Below are 21,431 nucleotides of genomic sequence, written 5' to 3' on the forward strand. Positions count from 1 at the left end.
CGTTTTCCGTTTGCTTGTGTTCTTGACGCTGTCGTTCAGGGCGTGTGCACAGGCGCGAAGCTTCATAGCGGCAACGCGATCCATTGGTCTGCCACGCGATGCACGCGAATGCGATGGTCGAACACCTGCTCCAGCGCTTGGTGAGTCTGAGGGTCGGAACAGGCACCGTGATGCGTCACCCGCCCCCGATTCATCACCACCAGTTCATCCGCAGCCAGCGCCATCGGCAGTTCGTGCAACACGCTGACCACGGTGCGGCCTTGAGCGACCAGTTCGCGTGCCGTCTGCATCCAGTCCGCCTGATGCGGTGGATCGAGATTGGCCAGCGGCTCGTCCATCAGCAGCAGCTCTGCCTCGACCGCCAGCGCACGCGCCAGCAGCACACGCTGGCGTTCGCCGCCGGAGAGTTGCCCCAGCGGACGGTCGCGCCAGTCCCAGGCCTGGGTGCTGCGCAATGCGCGTTCGACGGCATCGCGATCGGCTTCGCTGGGTGCCGCGAGCCAGCGCTGGTGCGGCAGCCGCCCGAGCATGGCGACGTCGTAGACCATCAAATCGTCGGCACTGCCCTCGCCCGTGCCACTCTGGCCCAGCCACGACAAACGCCGGGCGCGCACACGGGCCGGCACGGCCGCCTGCGCCTCACCGAAGAGCCGCACTTCGCCGCGATGTGCGAGCAGACCTGCCAGCGCTTTCAACAACGTCGACTTGCCGGCGCCGTTCGGCCCGACGATGCTGGTCCAGCGGCCGGCGGCGAGCGACAGGTCGATGCTGTGCAGCACCTCGACCGAGCCGAGCGTGGCGCTGAGGCCGTGCGCTTCGAGCGCGGCGGATGGCGTGCGGCTCACAGTCCGCCTCCCTTCGCGCCGCGCCGGTGCATCAGCCACAGCAGGTAGCTGCCGCCGAGCACGGCCGTGAGCACGCCCACCGGCAGTTCCTGCGGCGCGATCAGCCAGCGCGCCAGCAGGTCCGCCGCCATCAGCAGCAACCCGCCCATCAACGCCGACAGCACGATCAACCGCGCATGCGTGGTCTTGACCACCGAGCGCACCAGGTGCGGCGCGGCCAGGCCGACGAAAGCGATCAGACCGGTCTGCGCGACGGCGGCACCAGTCGCCAGCGCCAGCACCGCCACCAGCGCGGCGCGCATGGCGCCCAGCGGCAGGCCCAGGCTGCGCGCCGTGGCCTCGCCCAGCGCGAGCCCGTCGAGCACCGGCGCGAGCGCCCAGGCCAGCAGCAGGCAGGCCGCACCGACCGCCGCCATCACGGCGCAGGCGGCCCAGCCGACCAGCCCGGTGCTGCCGAGCACAAAGCCCTGCAGCGCCTGAAGAATGTCGGCCGAGGCGATGGTGATGAGGTCCTTGGCGGCGCCCAGCACCACGCCGACGATCACGCCCGCCAGCAGCAGCCGCAAGGTCTGCTGCACGCCGCGCGCCAGCGTGAGCGTGAGCAGCACCGCGGCCACCGCGCCGACAAAGGCCGCGCCGGTGAGCCCGAGGCGCATCACCCATTGCGTGCTGGTGACGGAGCCGCCGAACAGCATCAACGCCAACGCCACGGCCAGCGACGCGCCCGAGGCGCTGCCCAGCAGGTACGGATCGGCCAGCGGGTTGCGAAAGAGGCCCTGCGCCACCGCGCCCGCGAGCCCGAGCAGCGCGCCCGCCAGCCATGCACCGAGGGTGCGCGGCAGACGGATGTCCCACACGATCTGCAGCGCCACCGGGTCGTGCCGCGCGGACAGCAGGCTCTGGAAACCGGTGCTGCCGATGCCCAGGCCGAAGAGCAGCAGCGCCGCGCCCAGCACCAGCAGGACGGCACCGAGCAGCAGCACGCGACGCAGATGGACGGAATGCATGCCGCTCACCGCCCCTTGTCCGACAGGCACTGCGCCATCAGGCGCGCGGCCTCGTCCATGCGCGGGCCGGGGCGCACGACCACGTCCGTCTGCTCGGCGTCGAAGCGGCACACGCGGCCTTCGCGCACTGCGCGGATGCCGCCCCAGCCGGGTCGCTGCTCCAGCCCCATCGCGCTGCGCACGCTGACCATGATGAGGTCGGGGTTCGCGCGCACCACGAACTCGGGGTTGAGCTTGGGAAAGGGGCCGAGCGACGCCGGCACGACGTTCTTCACGCCCAGCCGCGCGAGCGTTTCGCCGATGAAGGACGAATCGCCTGCCGCGTAAGGGCCGGTGTTGACCTCGAAGTACACGCGCAGGCCCTTGGCGCTGGCGGGCAGCGACTGCGCCGCGGCCGACACGGCTGCGTCGATGGCGCGCCACACGGCGGGCGCCTCGTGCGTGCCGAGCACCTGGTCGAGCGCGCCCAGCACGCGGCGCACGTCGGCATGGCTCTTGGGTTCGAGCACGATCACCTTCAGGCCCAGCGCTTCGAGCCGTTGCGTCACGCGCGACGATTTGGCGAGCAGCACCACGTCGGGCTTGAGCGCGACGACGGCTTCGACGTTCGGATCGATCCCGCCGCCGAGCTGCGGCAGCGCGCGCACTTGCGCGGGCGAGTTGGAATAGCGATCGACACCGATCAGGCGGTCGCAGGCGCCGAGCGCGCAGACGCCTTCGGTCAGCGACGGCAGCAGCGAGACGATGCGCTGCGGCGGTTGCGGCAGGTGCACGGTGACGCCGCGCTCGTCGACCACGTCGGCGGCCTGCGCCGCCTGCGCGGCCACCACCAGGGCGAGCCCGAGCAACGACGCGCGCAGCCAGGTCTTCATGCGATCGAAGCTCATGCGCCGGGCGCCTTCAACGTCAGCGGCAGGCCGGCGACCATCAACGTCGCGCGGTGGCAAGCGGCCGCCACGTCCTGGTTCAGCCGGCCGAGCACATCGACAAAGGCGCGGGTCTCGCGGCCCAGAGGGATCACGCCCAGGCCGATCTCGTTGCCGACCAGCACCACCGGCCCGCGCGCCTCGCGCAGCGCGATGAGCAGCAGCGTGGTGTGCGCCGAGGGCGTGCGCGTGACCACGGCGGCGCCTTCGGTGCGCAGCGGCATCAGCAGGTTGGTGAGCCACAGCGTGAGGCAGTCGACCACCACGAGCGTGTCGGGCGCGCTCTGCGTGACGATGGCGCGGCCCAGCTCGATCGGCTCCTCGAGGGTCTGCAGGCCGGGCACGCGCTCGGCGCGGTCGGACTGGTGGCGCGCGATGCGCTCGCGCATTTCGTCGTCGTGGGCCTGTGCGGTGGCGATCAACACCGCGCGGCGCGATGCGGGCGCCTGGGCCAGCCAGTCGGCCGCGCGCTGTTCAGCGCGGCGCGACTTGCCGCTTTTCTGGCCGCCGAGGATGAATTCGTGCTCAGTGAGGGGCATCGGGGAGTGCCTGTGCGGCGTGACTGTCGAGTTCGAGGGGCATGGCGCTGAAGAGCCGCGCGGTCGCTTCCGGGCTGGACGCGAACCACGCATGGAAGTAGCTCGCGCGCACGGGTCCGTGCACGTACAGCGCCTCGCCGCCGCGCGTGCCGATGGTGCGCGCAGCGGGCGCGAGCGGCGTCTCGCAGCGCGAGTAGTGGAAGGTGTGGCCGCGCAGGGCATGCGCACCCAGGTCGAGCTGCTGCGGGCCCAGGCCGGCCAGGCGCTTCTGCATGACGGCCCGCCCCGGCAGCACGCCCCAGAAGCGGTGCACGTCGGTCGGCTCGGCGTCGTCGCGCGTGGCGAGTTCGTCGAACAGCGCCATCATGCCGCCGCACTCGGCCCAGATCGGCTTGCCGGCCGTGACGTGGTTGGCGAGCGAGAGCCGCAGCCGGTCGCTGGCCGACAGCACGGCCGCATGCAACTCGGGATAGCCGCCGGGCAGCCAGGCGGCGTCGCAGGGCGGCAGCGGTTCGTCGGCCAGCGGCGAGAAGAACGCGAGCCGCGCGCCGAGGGCCTCGAGCACCTCGAGGTTGGCCGGGTAGATGAACGAGAACGCCGTGTCGCGCGCGATGGCGATGGTGCGTCCGGCCAGCAGCGGCGCGACGGGCGCGGCCGGTACGGGCTCGAAGCGCACCTGCGGCAGCTGCCCGGGCGCGCGCTGCCCCAGCGGCGTGGCGGCGAGCACGTCGGCCGCGGCATCGAGCCGCTCCATCGCATCGCCGAGTTCGGCGGCGCCGACCAGCCCCAAATGGCGTTCGGGCAGCGCGAAATCGGCGCTGCGCGGCAAGGCGCCGAGCCAGTCGCCGGGCTCGCGCAATGCGTCCTTCAGCATGTCGGCGTGGCGCTCGCTGGCCACGCGGTTGGCCAGCACGCCGGCCCAGGGCAGGCCCGGGCGGAAGTTCTGCAGGCCGTAGGCCAGCGCGCCGAAGGTACCGGTCATGGCTTGCGCGTCGATCACGGCCAGCACGGGCAGGCCCAGGCGCTCGGCCAACTCGGCCGCGCTGGGCGTGCCGTCGAACAGGCCCATCACGCCTTCGACGATCACCAGGTCGGCCTCGCTCGCGGCGGCATGCAGGCGCGCGCGGCAGTCGGCTTCGCCGGTCATCCACAGGTCGAGCGAATGCACCGGCGCGCCGGTGGCCAGCGCGAGCCAGTGCGGATCGAGGAAGTCGGGCCCGCACTTGAAGGCCCGCACGCGGCGGCCCTGGCGCACGTGCAGCCGCGCGAGCGCGGCCGCGACCGTGGTCTTGCCCTGCCCCGAGGCCGGCGCGGCCACGAGCACCGCGGCGCAGGTGACGGCTGCGCCGGGCGAGGAGCGGCGGGTGTTTACTGCGGAGTCCACTTGAGTCCGACGTACGCGGTGCGGCCCCCGGTGGCGTAGAGCCGTGCGAACTGGTAGTCCTTGTCGCCCACATTGTCCACGCGCGCCACCAGGTTCAGGTCGCGCGTGATCTGCGTGCTGGCCGACAGGTTGAGCAGCGTGTAGCCGCCGAGCTTGACGGTGTTGGCCGCGTCGTCGTAGCGCTTGCCAGAGCTCTGGAGCTCGGCGCCCAACGTCCAGCCGGCGATGCGCCAGTCGGCGCCCAGCGTGCCGTGAGCCCGGGCGCGGCGTGCCAGCAGGTGGTCGGTGGCGAGGTCGCGCGGGTCCTGGTAGTCGAGCGAGGCGCGCAGCGTGACGTCGCCGATGCGGTGGCCGCCCGTGAGCGTCACGCCCTGGTAGCGCGCACGCGCCGTGCTGGCGTAGCAGCCGAACGACGACTGGCAGCCCTTGGCGCTGCCGTCGAACACGATCAGGTTCTGCACGCGGTTGCGGTACAGCACGATGCCGGCCTGCGTGGCGCCGGCCGTGTACTGCAGGCCCAGTTCGACGTTGCGGCTCGATTCGGGCTGCAGGCTCGCCAGGCCGTACTCGCTGAAGCGCTGGTACAGCGTGGGTGCGCGGAACGCGGTGCCGGCCGACACGGTGGCGCGCAGGCTCGGCGTGATGGCGTAGCCGTAGGCGGCGCTGCCGGTGGTCTTGCCGCCGAACTCGCTGTCGTCGTCATGGCGCACGTGCAGCTGCAGCGAATGCGGGCCCTTCACGTAGCCGTAGCCCAGTGCGGCGGCGTTCTGCGAGCGGTCGCGCGAGAACAGCTTGGCCGAGGTGGTCGGCGCGTTCTCGAGCGCGTCTTCGCGGCGCTCGAGTGTGGCGGTCACCAGGTGCGCGCCGAAACGGAATTCGTTCTGGAACAGGTAGCCGCGCAGGCGGGTTTCGGTGCGATAGAACGAGGGCTGGGTCTTGTAGACGGTCTGCGAATCGGTCACCTGCAGGCGGGTGCTGTAGATGTCGTTCCACTTGGCCGACCAGGTCAGGCCGGCGGTGCGCAGTTCGTTGGTCGACACGTCGTCGCGGAAGGTGATCGGCGGCTTGGTGCGAAAGCTCACCGACGGGTCGTAGGCGGCTTCGGTGTTGCTGGTGAGCAAGGTGGCGTCGATGCGCTGGTCGGGCGTGATCTGGAAACCCAGCTTCAGGTTGCCCGAGGTGCTGCGGTAGCCGTCGCGGTCGGGGTTGGTGAAGCCGTCTTTGGAGGGCGTGCGCTTGGCGATGGGCTGGATATTGAAGCCCTTGCTTTCCTCGTGCGCGACACCGAACGAATAGTCGAGCAGGCCCGACTTGCCGCTCACACCGCCTTCGATCCGGCGCAGGCCGTGGCTGCCGAAGCCGATGCCGGCGTAGGGCGACACGCCCTCCTCGCCGCGCTTGGTGAAGAGCTGGATCACGCCGCCCACGGCGTCCGAGCCGTACACGGCGGCGGCCGGGCCGCGCAGCACTTCGATGCGGTCGATCTGCGCGAGCGGAAGGCCTTCCCAGCCGGCGCCGCCGGTCGATTGCGAATCGATGCGCACGCCATCGAGGTAGACCGCCGTGAAGCGCGATTCGGCGCCGCGGATGAACACGCTGGTGGCGTTGCCCACGCCGCCGCTGCGCGAGATTTCCATGCCGGGCAGGCGCGCCAACACGTCGGCCACGCCGGTCGCGCCGCTGCGCTCGATGGTCTTGCGGTCAATGATGGAGACATCGCCCACCAGGTCCGACAGCGCCTGCGGCGTGCGGTTGGCGGTGACGACGGTCTCGTCGAGCGTGGCAGATGCTGCTGCGGCGGCTTGCGCCTGCGCGGCCAGCGGCACCAGGGCCAGGCCGCCGAAGGCCGAAGCCAGGGCGAGCGTGAACGGCAGGCACGCGGGACGGTTGCGGCGCACGCTGGCGCGGCCGCTGGAGAGGGAAACACAGGAAATCATGGGGTGAACCGAACGAACTTCTATGCCCTGGCCGGCTTCCCCGCCGGCGCCATGGGCGTCATGGCTGCCGATGCGGCAGCCGCCTTGTTGGCCGGTATCCGGGCTGGCAGATCGACCCTTTGCCGCCTTCCCAGGCACCTGTTTCAGGGCGCCCAGTGGCTGGATGGAAAGGGGTGACGCGTTGCGGCGTCGTCTGCTTGACCGTTGCGGGGGCAGCGCAGGCGGCATCGGCCCCGGGGGGCGTCCACTCCTGCTTCCCGTTGAACTGCGCCGTGCGAACCACGCCGCGAGCACCAACGGGCAGGATTTTAGGCCCACGGGGCGGCCACGCCACACCCGGTTTGATCACCGGCGGCGCAGGCCCCAGAATCTCGGCCACGTCCGGCGCGCGCCCGCGCGGTGCGCCAGACCTTCCGAATTCCCGGGAAACTACAATCGCCAACCATGCCCGCCTCCAGCCCCATCGACCAGATCGCCGAGCGTGTGGAACGCCTGCTCGTGCGTCACGAAGAGGTGCAGCGCACCAACGCGCTGCTGCAGGAACAGGTCGATGCGCTCACGCGTGAACGCGACGGCCTGAAGTCGCGGCTCGCCGCGGCCCGCACCCGCCTCGATGCCCTGCTCGAACGGCTGCCGGCCGAACCCCCTTCCGAAGATTCCCATCACGCATGAAGCAGATTGAAGTACAGATCATGGGCCAGAGCTACTTGCTCGGCTGTCCCGACGGCGGCGAAGCGCAACTGCGTGAGGCCGTCGACCGCGTGGACGCGGCCATGTGCAAGATCCGCGACGCAGGCAAGGTGAAGGCCCGCGACCGCATCGCCGTGCTCGCCTCGCTGAACCTGGCTTTCGATCTCGCGGCCCAACAGGCCAGTTCTGCCGCTGCTGCCGCCGCACCGGCCCCTGCCGTTGCACCTGCAACGAGCACCGACGAAACCTCCGGTGACACCGACCCGCAGGCCGCCCAGCTCATTCAAAGACTCGATCAGGCTCTGGCGGGCGATGGACATTTGCTCTGAAGGCACGCGGCCCGGCACATCCGGGGCGTAAAATCCGTTTTGTCTGCAGACGTGTCGGGCTTAATATTTCCTTGTTCCAATGCTCTCCGGAGCCGGGCTTGGTACATCGCTTGACGGGCGTGATCATCTCGCGTCAGATGAACCCGAAGTCCTGCTGCCCTCGCCCACCTGAACCCTGGTTCAGGATGCGGGTCCGGCACACCATCTGCAGACACCTTTTTCCGCCACGGCCCCCTGCTTCACCGCACGGGGCCGTTGCTTTTTGAAGAGCCCTCACCCGTGAACCTTGCCGCCCTGCTCGACCCCTTGTTGATCGCCGAACTCGCCGCGCTCGGCCTGGGCACCGGTTTCCTCGCAGGCCTGCTGGGCATCGGCGGCGGCATGCTGATGGTGCCGTTCATCACGATCATCATGGGCCAGCGCGGCGTGCCGGCCGACCTGGCGGTGAAGATGGCGATCGCGACCTCGATGGCGACGATCATCTTCACGTCGGTATCGAGCGTGCGCGCGCACCACAAGCGCGGCGCGGTGCGCTGGGACATCGTGCAGCGCCTGGCCCCTGGCATCGTCATCGGCAGCCTCGCGGGCAGCCTGGGCGTGTTCGCACTGCTCAAGGGCACGGCGCTGGCCATCTTCTTCGCGCTGTTCGTGGGCTTCTCGGCCACGCAGATGTTCCTCGACAAGAAGCCCAAGCCCACGCGCCAGATGCCGGGCACCGGCGGCCAGCTCGCGGCGGGCGGCACCATCGGCTTCATCTCGGGCCTGGTGGGCGCAGGCGGCGGCTTCATCAGCGTGCCGTTCATGACCTGGTGCAACGTGGCCATCCACAACGCGGTGGCGACCAGCGCGGCGCTGGGCTTTCCCATTGCGGTGGCCAACGTGCTGGGCTATGTGCTCAGCGGCCAGTCGGTGCAGGGCCTGCCGGCCGGCGCCTTCGGCTACATCTGGCTGCCCGCGCTCGTGGTGATCGCGGCCTGCAGCGTGTTCACCGCGCCGCTGGGCGCCAGGGCCGCGCACAGCCTGCCGGTGAAAAAGCTCAAGCGCGTGTTCGCGAGCATCCTGTACCTGCTGGCCGCCTACATGCTCTGGAAGGGCCTGCGGGGCTGAGGCATATCAAACACTCGCTGGCTTTCCTGTGCCATCCTATGTGGCAGTTCTTCACAGTCGTACAAGGAAAGCCATGAAAATCCTCATCGCAGTCGACGGCAGCGCCTACACGCAAAAGGCCCTCAATTACCTGCTGACCAACCGCGCCATGTTCGTGGACGGCCATGAGCTGGTGGTGGTCAATGTCTGCACTGGCATCTCCGGCCACGTGGCGCGACACCTCAGCAAGGAAATCGTCGCCGATTACTACGCCGAGGAAAACGCCAAGGTGCTCGACCCGGTGAAGGCCTGGTTCGCCGACAAGGGCGTGACCAACTTCAAGGCCGACGCGCGCCACGGCCACGCGGCCGAGGAAATCCTCAAGTCGGCCACCGAATCGAAGGCCGAGCTGATCGTGCTGGGCACGCACGGCCACGGCATCCTGGGCCGCGCGCTGATGGGTTCGGTCGCGACCAAGGTCGTGGCCGAGACCGACATCTCGGTGCTGCTGGTCCAGTAAGAAGACCCGACCGCCCCGGCGACGGCCGATGCGCCGTGGCCGCGGTCATTGCGGCGAGCGCTGCCGCCGCCATTCGCGCGGCGAACATCCGAAGCGCTCGCGAAACGCGCGGCTGAAATGCGCCGCGTCGTTGAACCCCCTCCCGTACGCGATCTCTCCCACGGGCCGCCCTGCCAGGCGCGGCTCCAGCAGGTCGCGGCTGCACGCGTCGAGCCGACGCTCCCAGATGTACTGCGAGGGCGTCAGCGGCTCGCTCTTGAACACGCGGTGGATGTGGCTCACCGACATGCCCAGCTGCGCCGCCAGCGTGCCCACCGACAGCGTCGGGTCGGCCAGCTGCTCGTCGATGCGCTGCTTCACGCGCCCCAGGTGGTACGCCGTGAGCTTGCTGAGCGCCGGTGCGTGCGCCGCAGGCAGCGTCTGCAGGCCGGCCACGAGGATGTTCTGCACGCCATGGGCCACCGCCAGCGCCGAGGCCGGCTGCAGCGCGTCGAAGTCCTCGCGCAGCGTGCGGATCATGCCCAGCAGCAGGTGCCCCGCGCCCTCGCGCCCTGACACCGTGGTGGCTGTGAGCGCTTCGGTGTCGCGCAGTTCGCTGCGCAACCGCTCACCGGGCAGCTTGAGCACGATCTGCTCGAAGGGCTGATCAAACAGCAGCTGGTAGGGCCGCGTGCTGTCGTACAGCGCGAAGTCGCCGGCGCTGAGCACGGCGTCGCGCCCGTCCTGGCGCACCACGCCCTGCCCGCGCGCCTGGATGCTCACGAGAAAACAGTCGTCGCTCGACGCGGCGATGTGGCCCGGCGTGCGCATCACCTTCTGTGCCCGCGAGGTCACGACCGACATGCCGAGGCCGGGCAGCGCGTGCTGGCGGATGCTGCCCTCGAAGTCGCCGCCGTCGCCGGTGCGCACCGCGTCGCATTCGAGCTGCACGTAGACGTTGCAGATCATGTCGGTCCAGTACGCGAGCCGTTGGTCGCCCGGGACGGCATCGGTGCTGAGCAAGGGGGTCATCGGGGTCCTCGGAAGGCCTTCGCAAGGCACATGCAACGCTGGAACAAGAACGCCGCCAATCCGGGTCAAGGCGTTCCGGCGGCGCGAATTTACGCTTCATGCAACCCGCATGCCACCGCGCAAACCCGGTGCGCACAGTGGGGATTTCGTTACGTTCATTGCCCCCTGGAGAACACCCCATGCCGACCACCGTCCACCCCAAGCTCCGCGTCGCCGCCGTGCAGGCCGCGCCTGTTTTCCTCGACCTCGACGCCACCATCGACAAGACCATCGACCTGATGGCGCAGGCCGCGAAACAGGGCGTGCAGCTCATCGCCTTTCCCGAGACCTGGGTGCCGGGCTACCCGTGGTGGGTCTGGCTCGATTCGCCGGCCTGGGGCATGCAGTTCGTGCAGCGCTACCACGACAACTCGCTGGTCATCGGCTCGCCCGAGTTCGAACGCCTGCAGGCGGCGGCGCGCCAGCACAAGATCTGGCTCTCGCTCGGCTACAGCGAGAAAGCGGCGGGCAGCCTGTACATCGCGCAGGCGCTGATCGACGACCAGGGCCGCACCGTGCAGACGCGTCGCAAGCTCAAGCCCACGCACGTGGAACGCACCGTGTTCGGCGAAGGCGACGGCGCCGACCTGCACGTGGTCCAGACGCCGCTGGGCAACATCGGCTCGCTGTGCTGCTGGGAGCACCTGCAGCCGCTGAGCAAGTACGCGATGTACGCGCAGAACGAGCAGATCCACTGCGGTGCATGGCCGAGCTTTTCGCTCTACCGCGGCGCGGCCTACGCGCTGGGCCACGAAGTCAACAACGCCGCGAGCCAGGTGTATGCGGTCGAGGGCGGCTGCTTCGTCATCGCGCCCTGCGCCACGGTGTCGAAGGCCATGAGCGAGCTGATGTGCACCGACGACGGCAAGCGGCAGATGCTGGGCGTCGGCGGCGGGCATGCGCGCATCTACGGCCCGGACGGTTCGCCACTGGGCACGCCACTGGGCACGCCGCTGGCCGAAGACGCCGAAGGCCTGGTGATCGCCGACATCGACCTCGGCATGATCGCGCTCGCCAAGGCGGCGGCCGATCCGAGCGGTCACTATTCGCGGCCCGACGTCACGCAGCTGCTGCTGAACAAGACGCGGCGCACGCCCGTAGTGGTGCAGCTCACGCCGGAGCCCGAGGGCAGCGTGCCCGAGCCGGTCGTGGCCTGAGCCGACCACGGAGCCGCACCATGGAATCGGCCATCCCCGAGCACCTGCGCTGCCCCCGCACCCACGAACGCCGCGTGGCAGACGACCACACCCCGCCCTACCCCGGCTGGTCGGCGCGCGCGCCCGCGGCGACGACCCAGGTCGTGATGGGCTATTTCGGTGTGCAGTCGCGCGGCCCGGCCATGCAGGGCCGGGCCTGCGCCGCGCTCCTGAAGATCACCCGCGACTTCGCCCTGCCCGACGGGCCCGGCCACCACGACCTGGCCCACTGCGTCGACGCCGACGGGTACGACAACCTGATCGCCATCGCCTACTGGCGCGATGCGGCGGCGTTCGCGCGCTGGTGTGCCACGCCCGCCGTCGAAGCCTGGTGGAACGCCGACGAGCGCTTGCACGAGGGCCTCGGCTACTTCCGAGAAATCGCTTCCCCGCGTGCTGCGCACTTCGAGACCCTGTTCAGCACGCCCGACCGCCTCGAGGGCATCGGCGTGGTGATGGGCGGTGTGAGCGGCGAACTGCAGGAGCACGGCTACTGGGGGTCGATGCGCGATCGACTCCCGCTCGCGCAGGCCGACGCGCTCGCGCCTTCGGGCACGCGCGCGGTGATCGCCGGCACGCCTGCGTCAGGCCAGCGCGTGCGCATCGCGGGCCACACGCACCTCGCGATGATCCGTTCGGGCCAGGAATGGACCGAGACCACCGGCCAGGAACGCCAGCTCTACCTGGAAGACATGGCCCCGGTGCTGCGCGAAGGCATGGACTTCCTGCGCGACCAGGGTCTGCCCATCGGCTGCTACAGCAACCGCTTCATGCACCACCTCGACGCGCACGGCGCGCCGCTGCAGAAGTCCTTCGGCCTGAGCTACTGGCGCTCGCTGGCCGACATGGAGCGCTGGGCCGAGTCGCACCCGACGCACGTCGCGATCTTCGGCAGCTTCATGCGCTACGTGCAGGCGCTGAACTTCGAGCTGCGCCTGCGCCTGTACCACGAGGTGTCGGTGCTGAAGGCCGACGAGCAAAGCTACGAGTACATCAACTGCCACGCGCGCAGCGGGCTGATGAACGGGCTCTCGCCCGCCGCCTGACGCCCGGGCGCACGGCGGGGCTCAGACTGCGAACAGCCCCTTGTGCTCCGCCCGCAGCAACGCCTTCTGCACCTTGCCCATCGTGTTGCGCGGCAGTTCCGGCACGACGAAGCAGCGCTTGGGGATCTTGAAGTTCGCCAGCTTGGCCTTGAGCTCGGCCACGATGGCGTCGGCGTCGATCGTGGCGCCGCCCTTGGGGATCACGATGGCCACGCCCACCTCGCCGAAGTCGGGGTGCGGCACGCCGATGACGGCACTTTCGGCCACGCCGGCCATCTCGTTGATGTAGCCCTCGATCTCGGCCGGGTAGACGTTGTAGCCGCCGCTGATGATCAGATCTTTGCTGCGCCCGACGATGGTGATGTAGCCGCGCGCATCGATCTTGCCCACGTCACCGGTCTTGAAGAAGCCGTCGGCGGTGAACTCTTCCTTCGTCTTCTCGGGCATGCGCCAGTAGCCGGCGAACACGTTGGGGCCCTTCACCTGGATGCCACCGATCTCGTCCGTCGGCAGGTCCTTGCCCTCGTCGTCGCGCACGCGCAGCTGCACGCCGGGCAATGCAAAGCCGACGGTGCCGCCACGGCGCTCGCCCTTCTTGGCGTCATACGGGTTGGACGTGAGCATGGCGGTCTCGCTCATGCCGTAGCGTTCCAGGATGGTGTGGCCGGTGCGCTCGCGCCATTCATCAAACGTTTCGATGAGCAGCGGCGCCGAGCCCGCGACGAACAGGCGCATGGTGCGCACCGCCTCGCGCGTGAGGCCCGGCTCCGCCAGCAGGCGCACGTAGAGCGTGGGCACGCCCATGAACACGGTGGCCTCGGGCAGCTTGGCGACGATGCGCTTGGGGTCGAACTTCGAGAACCACAGGATCTTGCTGCCATTGAGCAGCGCACCGTGCAGCGCCACGAACAGGCCGTGCACGTGGAAGATCGGCAGCGCGTGAATGAGCACGTCGCCCTTCGTCCAGCCCCAGTAGTCCTTGAGCACTTCGGCGTTCGACAGCAGGTTGCGGTGCGTGAGCATCGCGCCCTTGCTGCGGCCGGTGGTGCCGCTGGTGTACAGGATGGCGGCGAGGTCGTCGGGCTTCTTGAGCGCGACGGCATGCCGGTCGCTGCAGCGCGCCGCCGCGTCGAGCAGCGTGCCGGTGCGGTCGTCGTCCAGCGTGAACACGTGGCGCGTGCCGGCCGCCTCGGCGATGGGGCGCACCCAGGCCGCGTTGCGGCCGGTGCACACGACCACGGCGGGCTCGGCGTTGCCGATGAAGTACTCGATCTCGGCGCTCTGGTAGGCCGTGTTGAGCGGCAGGAACACGTAGCCCGCGCGCAAGGTCGCGAGGTACAGCAGCATGGCTTCGACCGATTTCTCGACCTGCACGGCGACGCGCGCGCCCTTCTCGAGCTTCAGGCCGTCGAGCAGGTTGGCGATCATCGCGCTGGCGCGGTCGAGGTCGCGCCACGAGTAATGCAGGCCGTTCTCGGTCTCGACCGCAATGGCGTCGAGGTTGGAGGGAAAGGCGGCGCGCAAGGCGGCGAACAGGTTGGCGTTGGGGGAGGACTTCGTCTTCATCATCTTCGTCATCATCGAACGGCAGGCTCAGGAAGGTCGGAAATTCGGAGGGCGCTTGCCCAGGAAGGCATCGATGCCCTCGCGGTGCTCGGCGCTGTCGGCATAGTCATACGCGGTGGCCAGCAGCTGCTGCGCCGCCGCGCCGCCGCTCTTCAGTGCGGTAAAGGTGGCCTTGTGCAGGCGCGCGGCCTGCGGCGACAGCGCCGCGATGCGCGCCGCATGCGCCTGCACAGCGGCCGGCACCTCGGCATCGGGCAGCACGTGCAGCAGAAAACCGGCGTCATACAGCCGCTGCGCGCCATGCACGCCGGCGGCCAGCAGCATGTCGCGCGCCAGCACGTCGCCGATGGCGCCATGCACCAGCGCGGCTTCGCGCGGCGCCATCGGGAAACCCAGCTTCGCGATCGGCGCGCCGAACTTCGCCGACGCACCGGCCAGGCGGATGTCGCAGCAGCTGGCGATCTCGACGCCGGCGCCCATGCAGGCGCCTTCGATCTGGGCCACCAGCGGCAGCGGGCAGTCGAGCATCGCCTGCAGCGCGGCCCAGACTTCGTTCTCGTGGAATTCGCGCAGGCTCGCTTCCTCGAAGCGGAACGAGGGGTACTCGGAGATGTCGCCGCCCGCGCAGAAGGCACCGCCCTCCCCGCGCACGACGACGCAGCGCAGCGCGGTGTCGCCGTGCAGGTCGTCGAACACGGCGCGCAGCGCGCGCCACATGGCACGCGTCATCGCATTGAGACGCCCCGGGTTCGACAGCGTGACGAGCGCCACGGCGCCTTCGCGGCGCAGCGAGACCTGCCGATCGCTCATTCGAGCTTGGCGCCCGAGGCCTTCACGACCGCGGCCCATCGCTTGATCTCGGCGTTGACGAAGCGGCCGTAGGCGGCAGTGGTGACGTTCGGGATCTCGGAGCCGTTCTGGGCCCAGATGGCCTTCAGCTCGTCGGTGCCCAGCGCCTTCTTCATCGTGTCGATGATCTGCGTCTGCGCTTCGGCCGGCGTGCCCTTGGGCGCCCACAGGCCGTACCAGGTGGTGACGGTGTAGTCGGACAGCCCGACCTCGGCGGCGCAGGGCACGTCGGGGAATGCGGGGTTGCGCTTGGCGCCGGCCACCATGAGCGCCTTGATGCGGCCGCCCTTGATGTGCTGTGCCGAGGAACCCAGGCCGTCGAACATCAGGTCGACGTTGCCCGCGATCAGGTCGGACAGCGCCGGGCCCGCGCCGCGGTACGGGATGTGGGTGATGAAGGTGCCGGTCTGCAGCTTGAACAGCTCGCCCGCCAGGTGGTGCGAGGTGCCCGAGCCGGCCGAGCCGTAGTTGAGCTTGCCGGGGTTGCGCTTGGCGGTGGCAATCAGCTCCTGGATGGTCGCGGCCTGCACCCGCTTCGGGTTGACCACCACCACCTGCGGCACGTTGGCCAGCAGCATCAGGGGCACGAAGTCTTTCTCGAGGTCGTAGTCGAGCTTGGGGTAGATCGACGGTGCGATCGCGTGGTGCACGGCGCCCATGAAGAGCGAGTAGCCGTCGGCCGGCAGCTTGGCCGCGATGCTCGCGCCCACGGTGCCGCCCGCGCCGCCGCGGTTGTCGATGACCAGCGTCTGGCCCGCCGCGCGGGAGAACTGCGCCGACAGCGGGCGCGCGAAGGCGTCGGTGCCTCCGCCGGCCGGGAACGGCACCACCATGGTCACGGGCTTGGTCGGCCAGCCCTGGGCACGTGCGCCACCGCACAGGGCCACGGCCCCGGCTGCTGCGGCGACGCGCAGCACATCGCGTCGTTGAAAACTCTGTTGCGTCATCTGTCTCGTCTCCTGTCGTCGTCGTTGTAGATGTTGCCGCCCTCCGGCGGTCAAGGTGCGGGCCGCAGCGCTGCCGCGGCGAAGCGAACGGACTCAGCCTTTTTTGAGGAACAGGCCTTCGATGTCTCCCGAAACCGCGATCTTGCCTTCGGCCAGCCAGGCGCGATGCCGGTCCAGGCGCTTGAGGTCGTACAGGTAGTTGACCATGAGGCCGTACGACTGCTTGAGCCCCTTGGCCGACGGGTCGCCGGCCCAGTTGAGCCGTTCGACGCGCGCGCCGTTGCCCAGGTGGAAGCGCGCCACCGGGTCGGCCGGCGTGCCGTCGACCAGCGTGCGGCCCAGGTACTCGGCGGTGGCCTGCAGCAGCCACTGGCGCAGCGGCGATTTCGCGTCGAGTTCTGTTGCTGCATCAACCGCTGCCAGCAGGCGCTCGGCCGTGGGCGGCACCGAGCCGACGAGGCGGCCGAGTTCGGCTTCGCGCTTCTCGTCCAGGCGCGGCAGCAGTTCGCCGGCGTTCTTGGCGAGCCACGCGCGCAGGCCCGGAATGGGCGACAGCGTGGCGAAGGTCTTCAGGCGCGGCAGTTCGTCCTGCAGGGTTTCGACCACGCGCTTGATGAGCGAGTCGCCGAAGCTCACGCCGCGCAGGCCGGTCTGCGTGTTGCTGATCGAATAGAAGATCGCGGTGGTCGCCTTGGCCGGCTGCACCGGCACGGCGGCCTCGTCGAGCAGCGGCATGATGCCTTCGCTGATGCGGTCGACCAGCGCCACCTCGACGAAGATGAGCGGCTCGTTCGGCAGGCGCGGATGGAAGAAGCCGTAGCAGCGGCGGTCGCTGTCGTCCAGACGGTTCTTCACGTCGGACCAGCTCTTGATGTCGTGCACCGCCTCGTAGCGGATGAGCTTCTCGATCAGCGAGGCCGACGAGTTCCAGTCGATGCGGCGCAGCTCGAGAAAAGCCACGTCGAACCAGGTGGAAAACAGATGCTCCAGCTCGGCCTCGAGCGCGAGCAAGCGCTTGTCGGACTTCAGGCACGGCAGCAGGTCGGCGCGCAGGTCGACCAAAAAGCGCATGCCGCCGGGCTCGACCGCGAAGCGCTGCAGCAGCCGCATGCGCGGCGACACCAGCGCGCGGCGCAGGCGCAGTTCGGCCTGCCCTTCGTCGGGCGTGCCGACGGCGCTCTGGTGCTGGTCGCGCGCGCTCTTGAGCTTGCCCGCGTCGGCGGCGAAATGCTCGCTCATGAGCGCCCAGTAGTCGCGGCGTTCTTCAGGCGAGGCGCCGGCGTAGGCCTGCGCGATGGCATGGGCGCGGCGGCCGCCCTCGACCTCACTCACGCGCGGATCGATCACGGCCTGCAGCTCGGCCAGCACGCGGCGCAGCGTGCGCGGCGACAGCGCCTCGTCGGCCTTGCGCAGCGTGGCCTGCAACCGCTCGGCGGTGGTGCGGGCGCTGGGCTTGGGCGTGTGGCGGGCCGGGCCTTTCGTGGCGCCGTTGCTCGCCACGGGAACCTTGGACGATTCGCCCATGCGCAGGCGCGCCTGGAACCACTCGGTCGCACTCATCGATCTGCTCCTGTGCCGTTGGCTGTATGGGCGATGCCTGTCACGGCATCACCCGGGATTTCTGCTGTTGCATCACTTCGCGCAGCGCCTCGCGCTGGCGCGTCATGTGGGTGCGCATGGCGGCGTCGGCGCCTTCGCTGTCGCGCGCCTTGAGCGCGGCGAACACGGCCAGGTGCTCCGACAGGCTCTGGTCGAGCCGCCCCGGCGCGTGCAGCTGCTGCAGCCGCGCCAGTTTCAATATCTTGCGCAAGTCGCCGATCACCTGGGCCAGCCACTTGTTGTCGGCGAGCTTGATGATCGCCTCGTGAATGATGTGGTTGGTGGCGTAGTAGTCGTTGATGCGCCGCGCCTTGGCGTGGCGCACCAGGCGCTCGTGCAGCGCGTCGAGCTCGTTCAGCTCGGCGTCGCTGGCGTTGCGCGCGGCCTCGTAGGCGCAGCGCCCTTCGAGCAGCGCGATCACCGGAAAGATCTCGTCGAGGTCGCGCTCGGTCACCTCGTTCACGAAGCAGCCGCGGCGCGGCTCGTGGCGCAGCAGGCCTTCGGCGGTGAGCACCTTCAGCGCCTCGCGCAGCGGCGTGCGCGAGATCGACAGCCGCTCGCACAGGGCCACCTCGTCCACGAAGCTGCCGGGCGACAGCGTGCCGTCGAAGATCTGCTCGCGCAGTGTGGCGGCGACTTCGTCATGGAGGGAATTGGGGACCAGGCGCATGCGTTGAGGACTCGGAAAGTCGGTGGGCGTTTCGCGTAATTTCCTGTAATTACGCATAATTGTGAGTGCATGGTTAACGCAATGCAAGGGCCGCGCCCAGCCCTTGCGGCCCGGAATTACCCTGAGACGGACGAAAAAAAGCGGCGCGCACCCGAAGGTGCTGCGCCGCGTTGTGCGGGGGCGTGGAGCGTCAGGCGCGCGCGGTGCTGCCCGTCTTGCCGGCGCGGCCGAACCAGATCCACAGCGCGATGCCACCGATCACCATCGGCACGCTGAGCCACTGCCCCTGGCTCAGGCTGAGCGCGCGCAGGCCCAGGAAATCGTCGGGCTCGCGGAAGTACTCGGCCACGAAGCGCAGCACGCCATAGCCGATGAGGAACACGGCGGCCACCTGGCCCTGCTTGCGCTCCTTGCGCGCATAGAGCCACATCACGACGAACAGCAGCAGCCCCTCGAGCAGGAACTGGTAGACCTGCGACGGGTGGCGCGGCAGCATCGAGCCGCTTTGCGGAAACACCATGCCCCAGGGCAGCTCGGGGCTGCTGAAACGGCCCCACAGCTCGCCGTTGATGAAGTTGCCCACGCGGCCCGCGGCCAGGCCGGTCGGCACGCAGGGCGCGACGAAGTCCATCACCTGCCAGAACGGCCGCGCACGCGAGCGCGAGAACCACACCATGGCGCCGATCACGCCAAGCAGGCCGCCATGGAAGCTCATGCCGCCCTGCCACACATACAGGATCTCGAGCGGGTGCGTGAGGTAGTACTCGGGCTTGTAGAACAGGCAGTAGCCGAGCCGGCCGCCGACGATCACGCCCATGACGCCCAGGAACAGGATGTCCTCGATGTCCTTGCGTTGCCACACGCCGGCCGTGGCCAGCGAGCGGAACGGCTCGTGGTGCAGGCGGCGCGTGCCCAGAAAGTAAAACAGCGCGAAGGCCGCCAGGTAGGTCAGGCCGTACCAGTGGATGGCCACCGGCCCCAGCTGCAAGGCGATGGGATTGATCTGCGGATACATGAGCATCCGACGATTGTGCCGTGGCGCAATGACGCCGCCGCCGCGGGGGCATTCAGGGCAATGTCAGCGCCCGAACTTCCACCAGAGCAACCCCGCCACCAGGGCCGGCACCGCGAAGATGAACAGGAAGATCGGCAGCTCCTCGGCCACCGAGTACCCGGCCTTGAGCACGCCCACGGCCATGTTGATGCCCGCGCCGACGAACCACGCCGGAATGAACCACTTGGCCGCCGCGGCCAGCGCCATCGACGAGCCGTCGCCCATGAAGCGGCCGGCCAGAAGAAACACCACCAGCAGCGCGAAGCCGCCCCCCATCACCATGACTGTGTGCATCTGCGTTGTCCTCCTGGGCGCATCTTGCCGGATATCGGTGCTTCAGCGCGTGGTGTAGCCACCGTTGGCAAAGATCGTCTGGCCCGTGATCCACCAGCCCTCGGTGACCAGGAAGCGCACGATGGGCGCGATGTCCTCGATGTCGGTGAGGCCCTTCTTCGAGTACTTGCTGAGCGCGGCGGCGCTGCTGTGGTACGCCACGGCCTCGGGGCTTTCCTGGCCGTAGAAGAACGGCGTGTCCATCGGGCCCGGGCCGATGGCGTTCACCGAGATGCCGCGGTCGCCGAACTCCTTGGAGGCCGCGCGCGTGTAGTGCTCCACCGCCGCCTTGGCCGCCGGGTAGATCGCGTAGAACGGCGTGTAGGCCGCGAGCAGCGAGCTCACGAGCGTCACGATGCTGCCGCCGTCGGCCATCGTGCGGCCGGCCTGCTGGATGAAGAAGAAGGCGGCCTTGGCATTGGCGTCGAAGCTCTTGTCGTAGTCGGCCTCGGTGATGTCCAGGATCGGCTTCTTGATCACCACGCCCGCCGTGTTGATCGCCAGGTCAACCTGGCCGAAGTGCTTCACGGCCTGGTCGAACAGCTTCACGTTGTTCTCGACCACGGCGAGGTCGCCTTGCACCAGCAGCGTGTCGGCACCTTTGGCCTTCAGCGCGGCCGCCGTCTGTTCGGCCTCGGCGCGCGAGCCGTCGCTGTTGTAGTGGATGGCGATGCCGCGGGCGCCGCCGTCGACCAGTTGGTGGGCGATGAGGGCACCGAGGTTCTTGCCACCGCCGGCGATGACGGCGACCTTGTTCGTGAGCGTGCGTGCGGACATGGATGGATTCCTCTGAATGAGTGAAAGACCCGGGATGGGATGTGTGACGAGCCGCCAGTCTATTGATCGCCAAGTTGCAGATAAATCATTCATTCAAGGCTAGACTGTTCTGAAAACCACGAACAATCAGCCCGCCGCCATGGACCGCATCGAACTCCTTCAGGTCTTCCTGCGTGTGGCCGAAACCGGCAGCTTCACGCGCGCCGCCGACCGGCTGGCCCTGCCGCGCGCCACCATCTCGACCGCCATCCAGCAGCTCGAGGCGCGCCTGGGCTCGCGCCTGCTGCATCGCACCACGCGTCGCGTGGGCCTCACGCCCGACGGCGAGGTGCTGCTCGAGCGGGCCCGCGCGCTGGTGGCCGACATGGAAGACATGGAGCAGCAGTTCCAGCCCGCGCACAGCAGCGTGAGCGGCCGGCTCAAGGTCGATGTGCCCAGCCGCATCGCGCGCCTGCTGATCGCGCCGGCGTTGCCCGACTTCTTTGCACGCCACCCGGCGGTCGAACTCGAGCTGGGCTCCAGCGACCGTGCGGTCGACCTCGTGCTCGAAGGCGTGGACTGCGCCCTGCGCGTCGGCCCGCTCGCCAGCAGCAGCCTCGTGGCCCGGCCGCTCGGGCATTTCACGCTCATCAACTGCGCCAGCCCCGCCTACCTCGCGCGCCACGGCACGCCGCGCACGACGGCCGACCTGCCGCAACACATGGCTGTCAACTACGCCTCGCCGACCAGTGGCCGCGCCGCGCCCTGGGAGTGGCAAGTGCGCGACGGCGAGACCCAGGTGCTGCGCCTGCGCAGCCAAGTGGCGGCGAACAACGCCGAGACCTACATCGCCTGCGCGCTGGCAGGGCTGGGCCTGATCCAGATCCCGGCCTACGACGTGCGCGAGCACCTGGCAGCCGGCGAGCTGGTGGAAGTGCTGCCCGACGCGCGCGCCGAGCCGCTGCCGGTGCACCTGGTCTACCCGCACCGGCGCAATCTGTCGCGGCGGGTGCAGGCCTTCGCGGGCTGGCTCGACGCGCTGCTGGCGGCCTCGCTCGATGCGCCCTCGCCCGCTGGCCGGACGGCGCGCAGCGCCTGAGCC

At 69.4% G+C, this 21,431-nt stretch carries 22 protein-coding genes and 1 riboswitch; of the genes, 7 read left to right on the forward strand and 15 right to left on the reverse strand.

Features of this window, described 5'->3' with window-relative positions; all coding sequences use genetic code 11:
- Window positions 1-62 precede the first annotated feature (62 nt).
- From AC07Q9_RS10790 to AC07Q9_RS10815, 6 genes are read right to left on the reverse strand one after another with little or no spacing between them, the layout of a single operon-like run.
- A complete protein-coding gene (locus AC07Q9_RS10790) occupies window positions 63-845 on the reverse strand; it encodes an ABC transporter ATP-binding protein (protein ID WP_495309307.1) in 783 nt (260 codons plus the stop codon).
- A complete protein-coding gene (locus AC07Q9_RS10795) occupies window positions 842-1,852 on the reverse strand; it encodes a FecCD family ABC transporter permease (protein ID WP_495309309.1) in 1,011 nt (336 codons plus the stop codon). Before AC07Q9_RS10795 ends, AC07Q9_RS10790 begins: the two co-directional genes overlap by 4 nt.
- Before the next feature lie 5 nt (window positions 1,853-1,857).
- The gene (locus AC07Q9_RS10800) at window positions 1,858-2,724 is read right to left on the reverse strand and encodes an ABC transporter substrate-binding protein (RefSeq protein WP_495309979.1); all 867 of its coding nucleotides are present in this window, start codon (window positions 2,722-2,724) and stop codon (window positions 1,858-1,860) included.
- A gap of 11 nt (window positions 2,725-2,735) precedes the next feature.
- Window positions 2,736-3,317, reverse strand: coding sequence for a bifunctional adenosylcobinamide kinase/adenosylcobinamide-phosphate guanylyltransferase (locus AC07Q9_RS10805; protein ID WP_495309311.1), 582 nt, complete (start codon window positions 3,315-3,317; stop codon window positions 2,736-2,738).
- Window positions 3,304-4,701 carry a cobyrinic acid a,c-diamide synthase CobB gene (locus AC07Q9_RS10810; RefSeq protein WP_495309313.1) on the reverse strand — a complete coding sequence of 466 codons (1,398 nt, stop codon included), beginning with the start codon at window positions 4,699-4,701 and terminating at the stop codon, window positions 3,304-3,306. Before AC07Q9_RS10810 ends, AC07Q9_RS10805 begins: the two co-directional genes overlap by 14 nt.
- Window positions 4,686-6,638, reverse strand: coding sequence for a TonB-dependent receptor domain-containing protein (locus tag AC07Q9_RS10815; RefSeq protein WP_495309314.1), 1,953 nt, complete (start codon window positions 6,636-6,638; stop codon window positions 4,686-4,688). The genes AC07Q9_RS10810 and AC07Q9_RS10815 overlap by 16 nt, the downstream gene beginning before the upstream one ends.
- Window positions 6,639-6,710: 72 nt before the next feature.
- Window positions 6,711-6,951, reverse strand: a riboswitch (cobalamin riboswitch).
- A gap of 131 nt (window positions 6,952-7,082) precedes the next feature.
- Here AC07Q9_RS10815 and AC07Q9_RS10820 point away from each other — a divergent pair.
- From AC07Q9_RS10820 to AC07Q9_RS10835, 4 genes are all read left to right on the forward strand, one after another.
- Complete coding sequence (locus AC07Q9_RS10820; RefSeq protein WP_056581479.1) at window positions 7,083-7,310, forward strand: hypothetical protein; 228 nt, start codon at window positions 7,083-7,085, stop codon at window positions 7,308-7,310.
- The gene (locus AC07Q9_RS10825; protein ID WP_139703757.1) at window positions 7,307-7,657 is read left to right on the forward strand and encodes a cell division protein ZapA; all 351 of its coding nucleotides are present in this window, start codon (window positions 7,307-7,309) and stop codon (window positions 7,655-7,657) included. Before AC07Q9_RS10820 ends, AC07Q9_RS10825 begins: the two co-directional genes overlap by 4 nt.
- Window positions 7,658-7,936: 279 nt before the next feature.
- Complete coding sequence (locus AC07Q9_RS10830) at window positions 7,937-8,764, forward strand: sulfite exporter TauE/SafE family protein (protein ID WP_062480530.1); 828 nt, start codon at window positions 7,937-7,939, stop codon at window positions 8,762-8,764.
- 73 nt (window positions 8,765-8,837) lie between these two features.
- Window positions 8,838-9,263, forward strand: a complete 426-nt coding sequence (locus AC07Q9_RS10835; protein WP_495309316.1) for a universal stress protein — start codon at window positions 8,838-8,840, stop codon at window positions 9,261-9,263.
- 45 nt (window positions 9,264-9,308) lie between these two features.
- On the opposite strand, the gene AC07Q9_RS10840 is transcribed toward AC07Q9_RS10835, so the two are convergent.
- The gene (locus tag AC07Q9_RS10840) at window positions 9,309-10,274 is read right to left on the reverse strand and encodes an AraC-like ligand-binding domain-containing protein (RefSeq protein ID WP_495309317.1); all 966 of its coding nucleotides are present in this window, start codon (window positions 10,272-10,274) and stop codon (window positions 9,309-9,311) included.
- A gap of 179 nt (window positions 10,275-10,453) precedes the next feature.
- Between AC07Q9_RS10840 and AC07Q9_RS10845 the strand changes: the two genes are divergently transcribed.
- Window positions 10,454-11,470, forward strand: a complete 1,017-nt coding sequence (locus AC07Q9_RS10845) for a carbon-nitrogen hydrolase family protein (protein WP_495309318.1) — start codon at window positions 10,454-10,456, stop codon at window positions 11,468-11,470.
- 20 nt (window positions 11,471-11,490) lie between these two features.
- On the forward strand, window positions 11,491-12,555 hold the full coding sequence (locus AC07Q9_RS10850; protein ID WP_495309319.1) for a phenylacetaldoxime dehydratase family protein: 1,065 nt from the start codon (window positions 11,491-11,493) through the stop codon (window positions 12,553-12,555).
- 21 nt (window positions 12,556-12,576) lie between these two features.
- On the opposite strand, the gene AC07Q9_RS10855 is transcribed toward AC07Q9_RS10850, so the two are convergent.
- The 8 genes from AC07Q9_RS10855 to AC07Q9_RS10890 form a co-directional block, all read right to left on the reverse strand.
- Window positions 12,577-14,121 (reverse strand): malonate--CoA ligase, encoded by a 1,545-nt coding sequence (locus AC07Q9_RS10855; protein ID WP_495309981.1) that lies wholly within the window; start codon window positions 14,119-14,121, stop codon window positions 12,577-12,579.
- 27 nt (window positions 14,122-14,148) lie between these two features.
- Window positions 14,149-14,931, reverse strand: a complete 783-nt coding sequence (locus AC07Q9_RS10860) for an enoyl-CoA hydratase/isomerase family protein (RefSeq protein ID WP_495309320.1) — start codon at window positions 14,929-14,931, stop codon at window positions 14,149-14,151.
- On the reverse strand, window positions 14,928-15,917 hold the full coding sequence (locus AC07Q9_RS10865; protein ID WP_495309321.1) for a Bug family tripartite tricarboxylate transporter substrate binding protein: 990 nt from the start codon (window positions 15,915-15,917) through the stop codon (window positions 14,928-14,930). The genes AC07Q9_RS10860 and AC07Q9_RS10865 overlap by 4 nt, the downstream gene beginning before the upstream one ends.
- 93 nt (window positions 15,918-16,010) lie before the next feature.
- Window positions 16,011-17,477: a malonyl-CoA decarboxylase gene (locus AC07Q9_RS10870; RefSeq protein ID WP_495309323.1), complete on the reverse strand. Its 1,467-nt coding sequence runs from the start codon at window positions 17,475-17,477 to the stop codon at window positions 16,011-16,013.
- A gap of 40 nt (window positions 17,478-17,517) precedes the next feature.
- The gene (locus AC07Q9_RS10875; protein WP_062480546.1) at window positions 17,518-18,186 is read right to left on the reverse strand and encodes a GntR family transcriptional regulator; all 669 of its coding nucleotides are present in this window, start codon (window positions 18,184-18,186) and stop codon (window positions 17,518-17,520) included.
- A 190-nt stretch (window positions 18,187-18,376) separates the two neighbouring features.
- Window positions 18,377-19,207, reverse strand: coding sequence for a prolipoprotein diacylglyceryl transferase (gene lgt, locus AC07Q9_RS10880; protein WP_492678733.1), 831 nt, complete (start codon window positions 19,205-19,207; stop codon window positions 18,377-18,379).
- Window positions 19,208-19,264: 57 nt separating this feature from the next.
- Window positions 19,265-19,534 carry a hypothetical protein gene (locus AC07Q9_RS10885; RefSeq protein ID WP_062480550.1) on the reverse strand — a complete coding sequence of 90 codons (270 nt, stop codon included), beginning with the start codon at window positions 19,532-19,534 and terminating at the stop codon, window positions 19,265-19,267.
- Between the two features lie 42 nt (window positions 19,535-19,576).
- On the reverse strand, window positions 19,577-20,350 hold the full coding sequence (locus tag AC07Q9_RS10890; RefSeq protein ID WP_390344244.1) for an SDR family oxidoreductase: 774 nt from the start codon (window positions 20,348-20,350) through the stop codon (window positions 19,577-19,579).
- A 139-nt stretch (window positions 20,351-20,489) separates the two neighbouring features.
- Between AC07Q9_RS10890 and AC07Q9_RS10895 the strand changes: the two genes are divergently transcribed.
- Window positions 20,490-21,428, forward strand: coding sequence for a LysR family transcriptional regulator (locus tag AC07Q9_RS10895; RefSeq protein ID WP_495309326.1), 939 nt, complete (start codon window positions 20,490-20,492; stop codon window positions 21,426-21,428).
- Window positions 21,429-21,431 lie beyond the last annotated feature (3 nt).

The organism is Variovorax sp. GW821-FHT09A10 (assembly GCF_059418385.1).

Bases quoted from the DNA above. Each gene is read 5' to 3' on its own strand.
- AC07Q9_RS10795 (WP_495309309.1), bottom strand. From the start codon at position 1,852: ATGCATTCCGTCCATCTGCGTCGCGTGCTGCTGCTCGGTGCCGTCCTG.
- AC07Q9_RS10800 (WP_495309979.1), bottom strand. From the start codon at position 2,724: ATGAAGACCTGGCTGCGCGCGTCGTTGCTCGGGCTCGCCCTGGTGGTG.
- AC07Q9_RS10805 (WP_495309311.1), bottom strand. From the start codon at position 3,317: ATGCCCCTCACTGAGCACGAATTCATCCTCGGCGGCCAGAAAAGCGGC.
- AC07Q9_RS10815 (WP_495309314.1), bottom strand. From the start codon at position 6,638: ATGATTTCCTGTGTTTCCCTCTCCAGCGGCCGCGCCAGCGTGCGCCGC.
- AC07Q9_RS10820 (WP_056581479.1), top strand. From the start codon at position 7,083: ATGCCCGCCTCCAGCCCCATCGACCAGATCGCCGAGCGTGTGGAACGC.
- AC07Q9_RS10825 (WP_139703757.1), top strand. From the start codon at position 7,307: ATGAAGCAGATTGAAGTACAGATCATGGGCCAGAGCTACTTGCTCGGC.
- AC07Q9_RS10835 (WP_495309316.1), top strand. From the start codon at position 8,838: ATGAAAATCCTCATCGCAGTCGACGGCAGCGCCTACACGCAAAAGGCC.
- AC07Q9_RS10840 (WP_495309317.1), bottom strand. From the start codon at position 10,274: ATGACCCCCTTGCTCAGCACCGATGCCGTCCCGGGCGACCAACGGCTC.
- AC07Q9_RS10845 (WP_495309318.1), top strand. From the start codon at position 10,454: ATGCCGACCACCGTCCACCCCAAGCTCCGCGTCGCCGCCGTGCAGGCC.
- AC07Q9_RS10850 (WP_495309319.1), top strand. From the start codon at position 11,491: ATGGAATCGGCCATCCCCGAGCACCTGCGCTGCCCCCGCACCCACGAA.
- AC07Q9_RS10855 (WP_495309981.1), bottom strand. From the start codon at position 14,121: ATGAAGACGAAGTCCTCCCCCAACGCCAACCTGTTCGCCGCCTTGCGC.
- AC07Q9_RS10860 (WP_495309320.1), bottom strand. From the start codon at position 14,931: ATGAGCGATCGGCAGGTCTCGCTGCGCCGCGAAGGCGCCGTGGCGCTC.
- AC07Q9_RS10865 (WP_495309321.1), bottom strand. From the start codon at position 15,917: ATGACGCAACAGAGTTTTCAACGACGCGATGTGCTGCGCGTCGCCGCA.
- AC07Q9_RS10870 (WP_495309323.1), bottom strand. From the start codon at position 17,477: ATGAGTGCGACCGAGTGGTTCCAGGCGCGCCTGCGCATGGGCGAATCG.
- AC07Q9_RS10875 (WP_062480546.1), bottom strand. From the start codon at position 18,186: ATGCGCCTGGTCCCCAATTCCCTCCATGACGAAGTCGCCGCCACACTG.
- lgt (WP_492678733.1), bottom strand. From the start codon at position 19,207: ATGCTCATGTATCCGCAGATCAATCCCATCGCCTTGCAGCTGGGGCCG.
- AC07Q9_RS10885 (WP_062480550.1), bottom strand. From the start codon at position 19,534: ATGCACACAGTCATGGTGATGGGGGGCGGCTTCGCGCTGCTGGTGGTG.
- AC07Q9_RS10890 (WP_390344244.1), bottom strand. From the start codon at position 20,350: ATGTCCGCACGCACGCTCACGAACAAGGTCGCCGTCATCGCCGGCGGT.
- AC07Q9_RS10895 (WP_495309326.1), top strand. From the start codon at position 20,490: ATGGACCGCATCGAACTCCTTCAGGTCTTCCTGCGTGTGGCCGAAACC.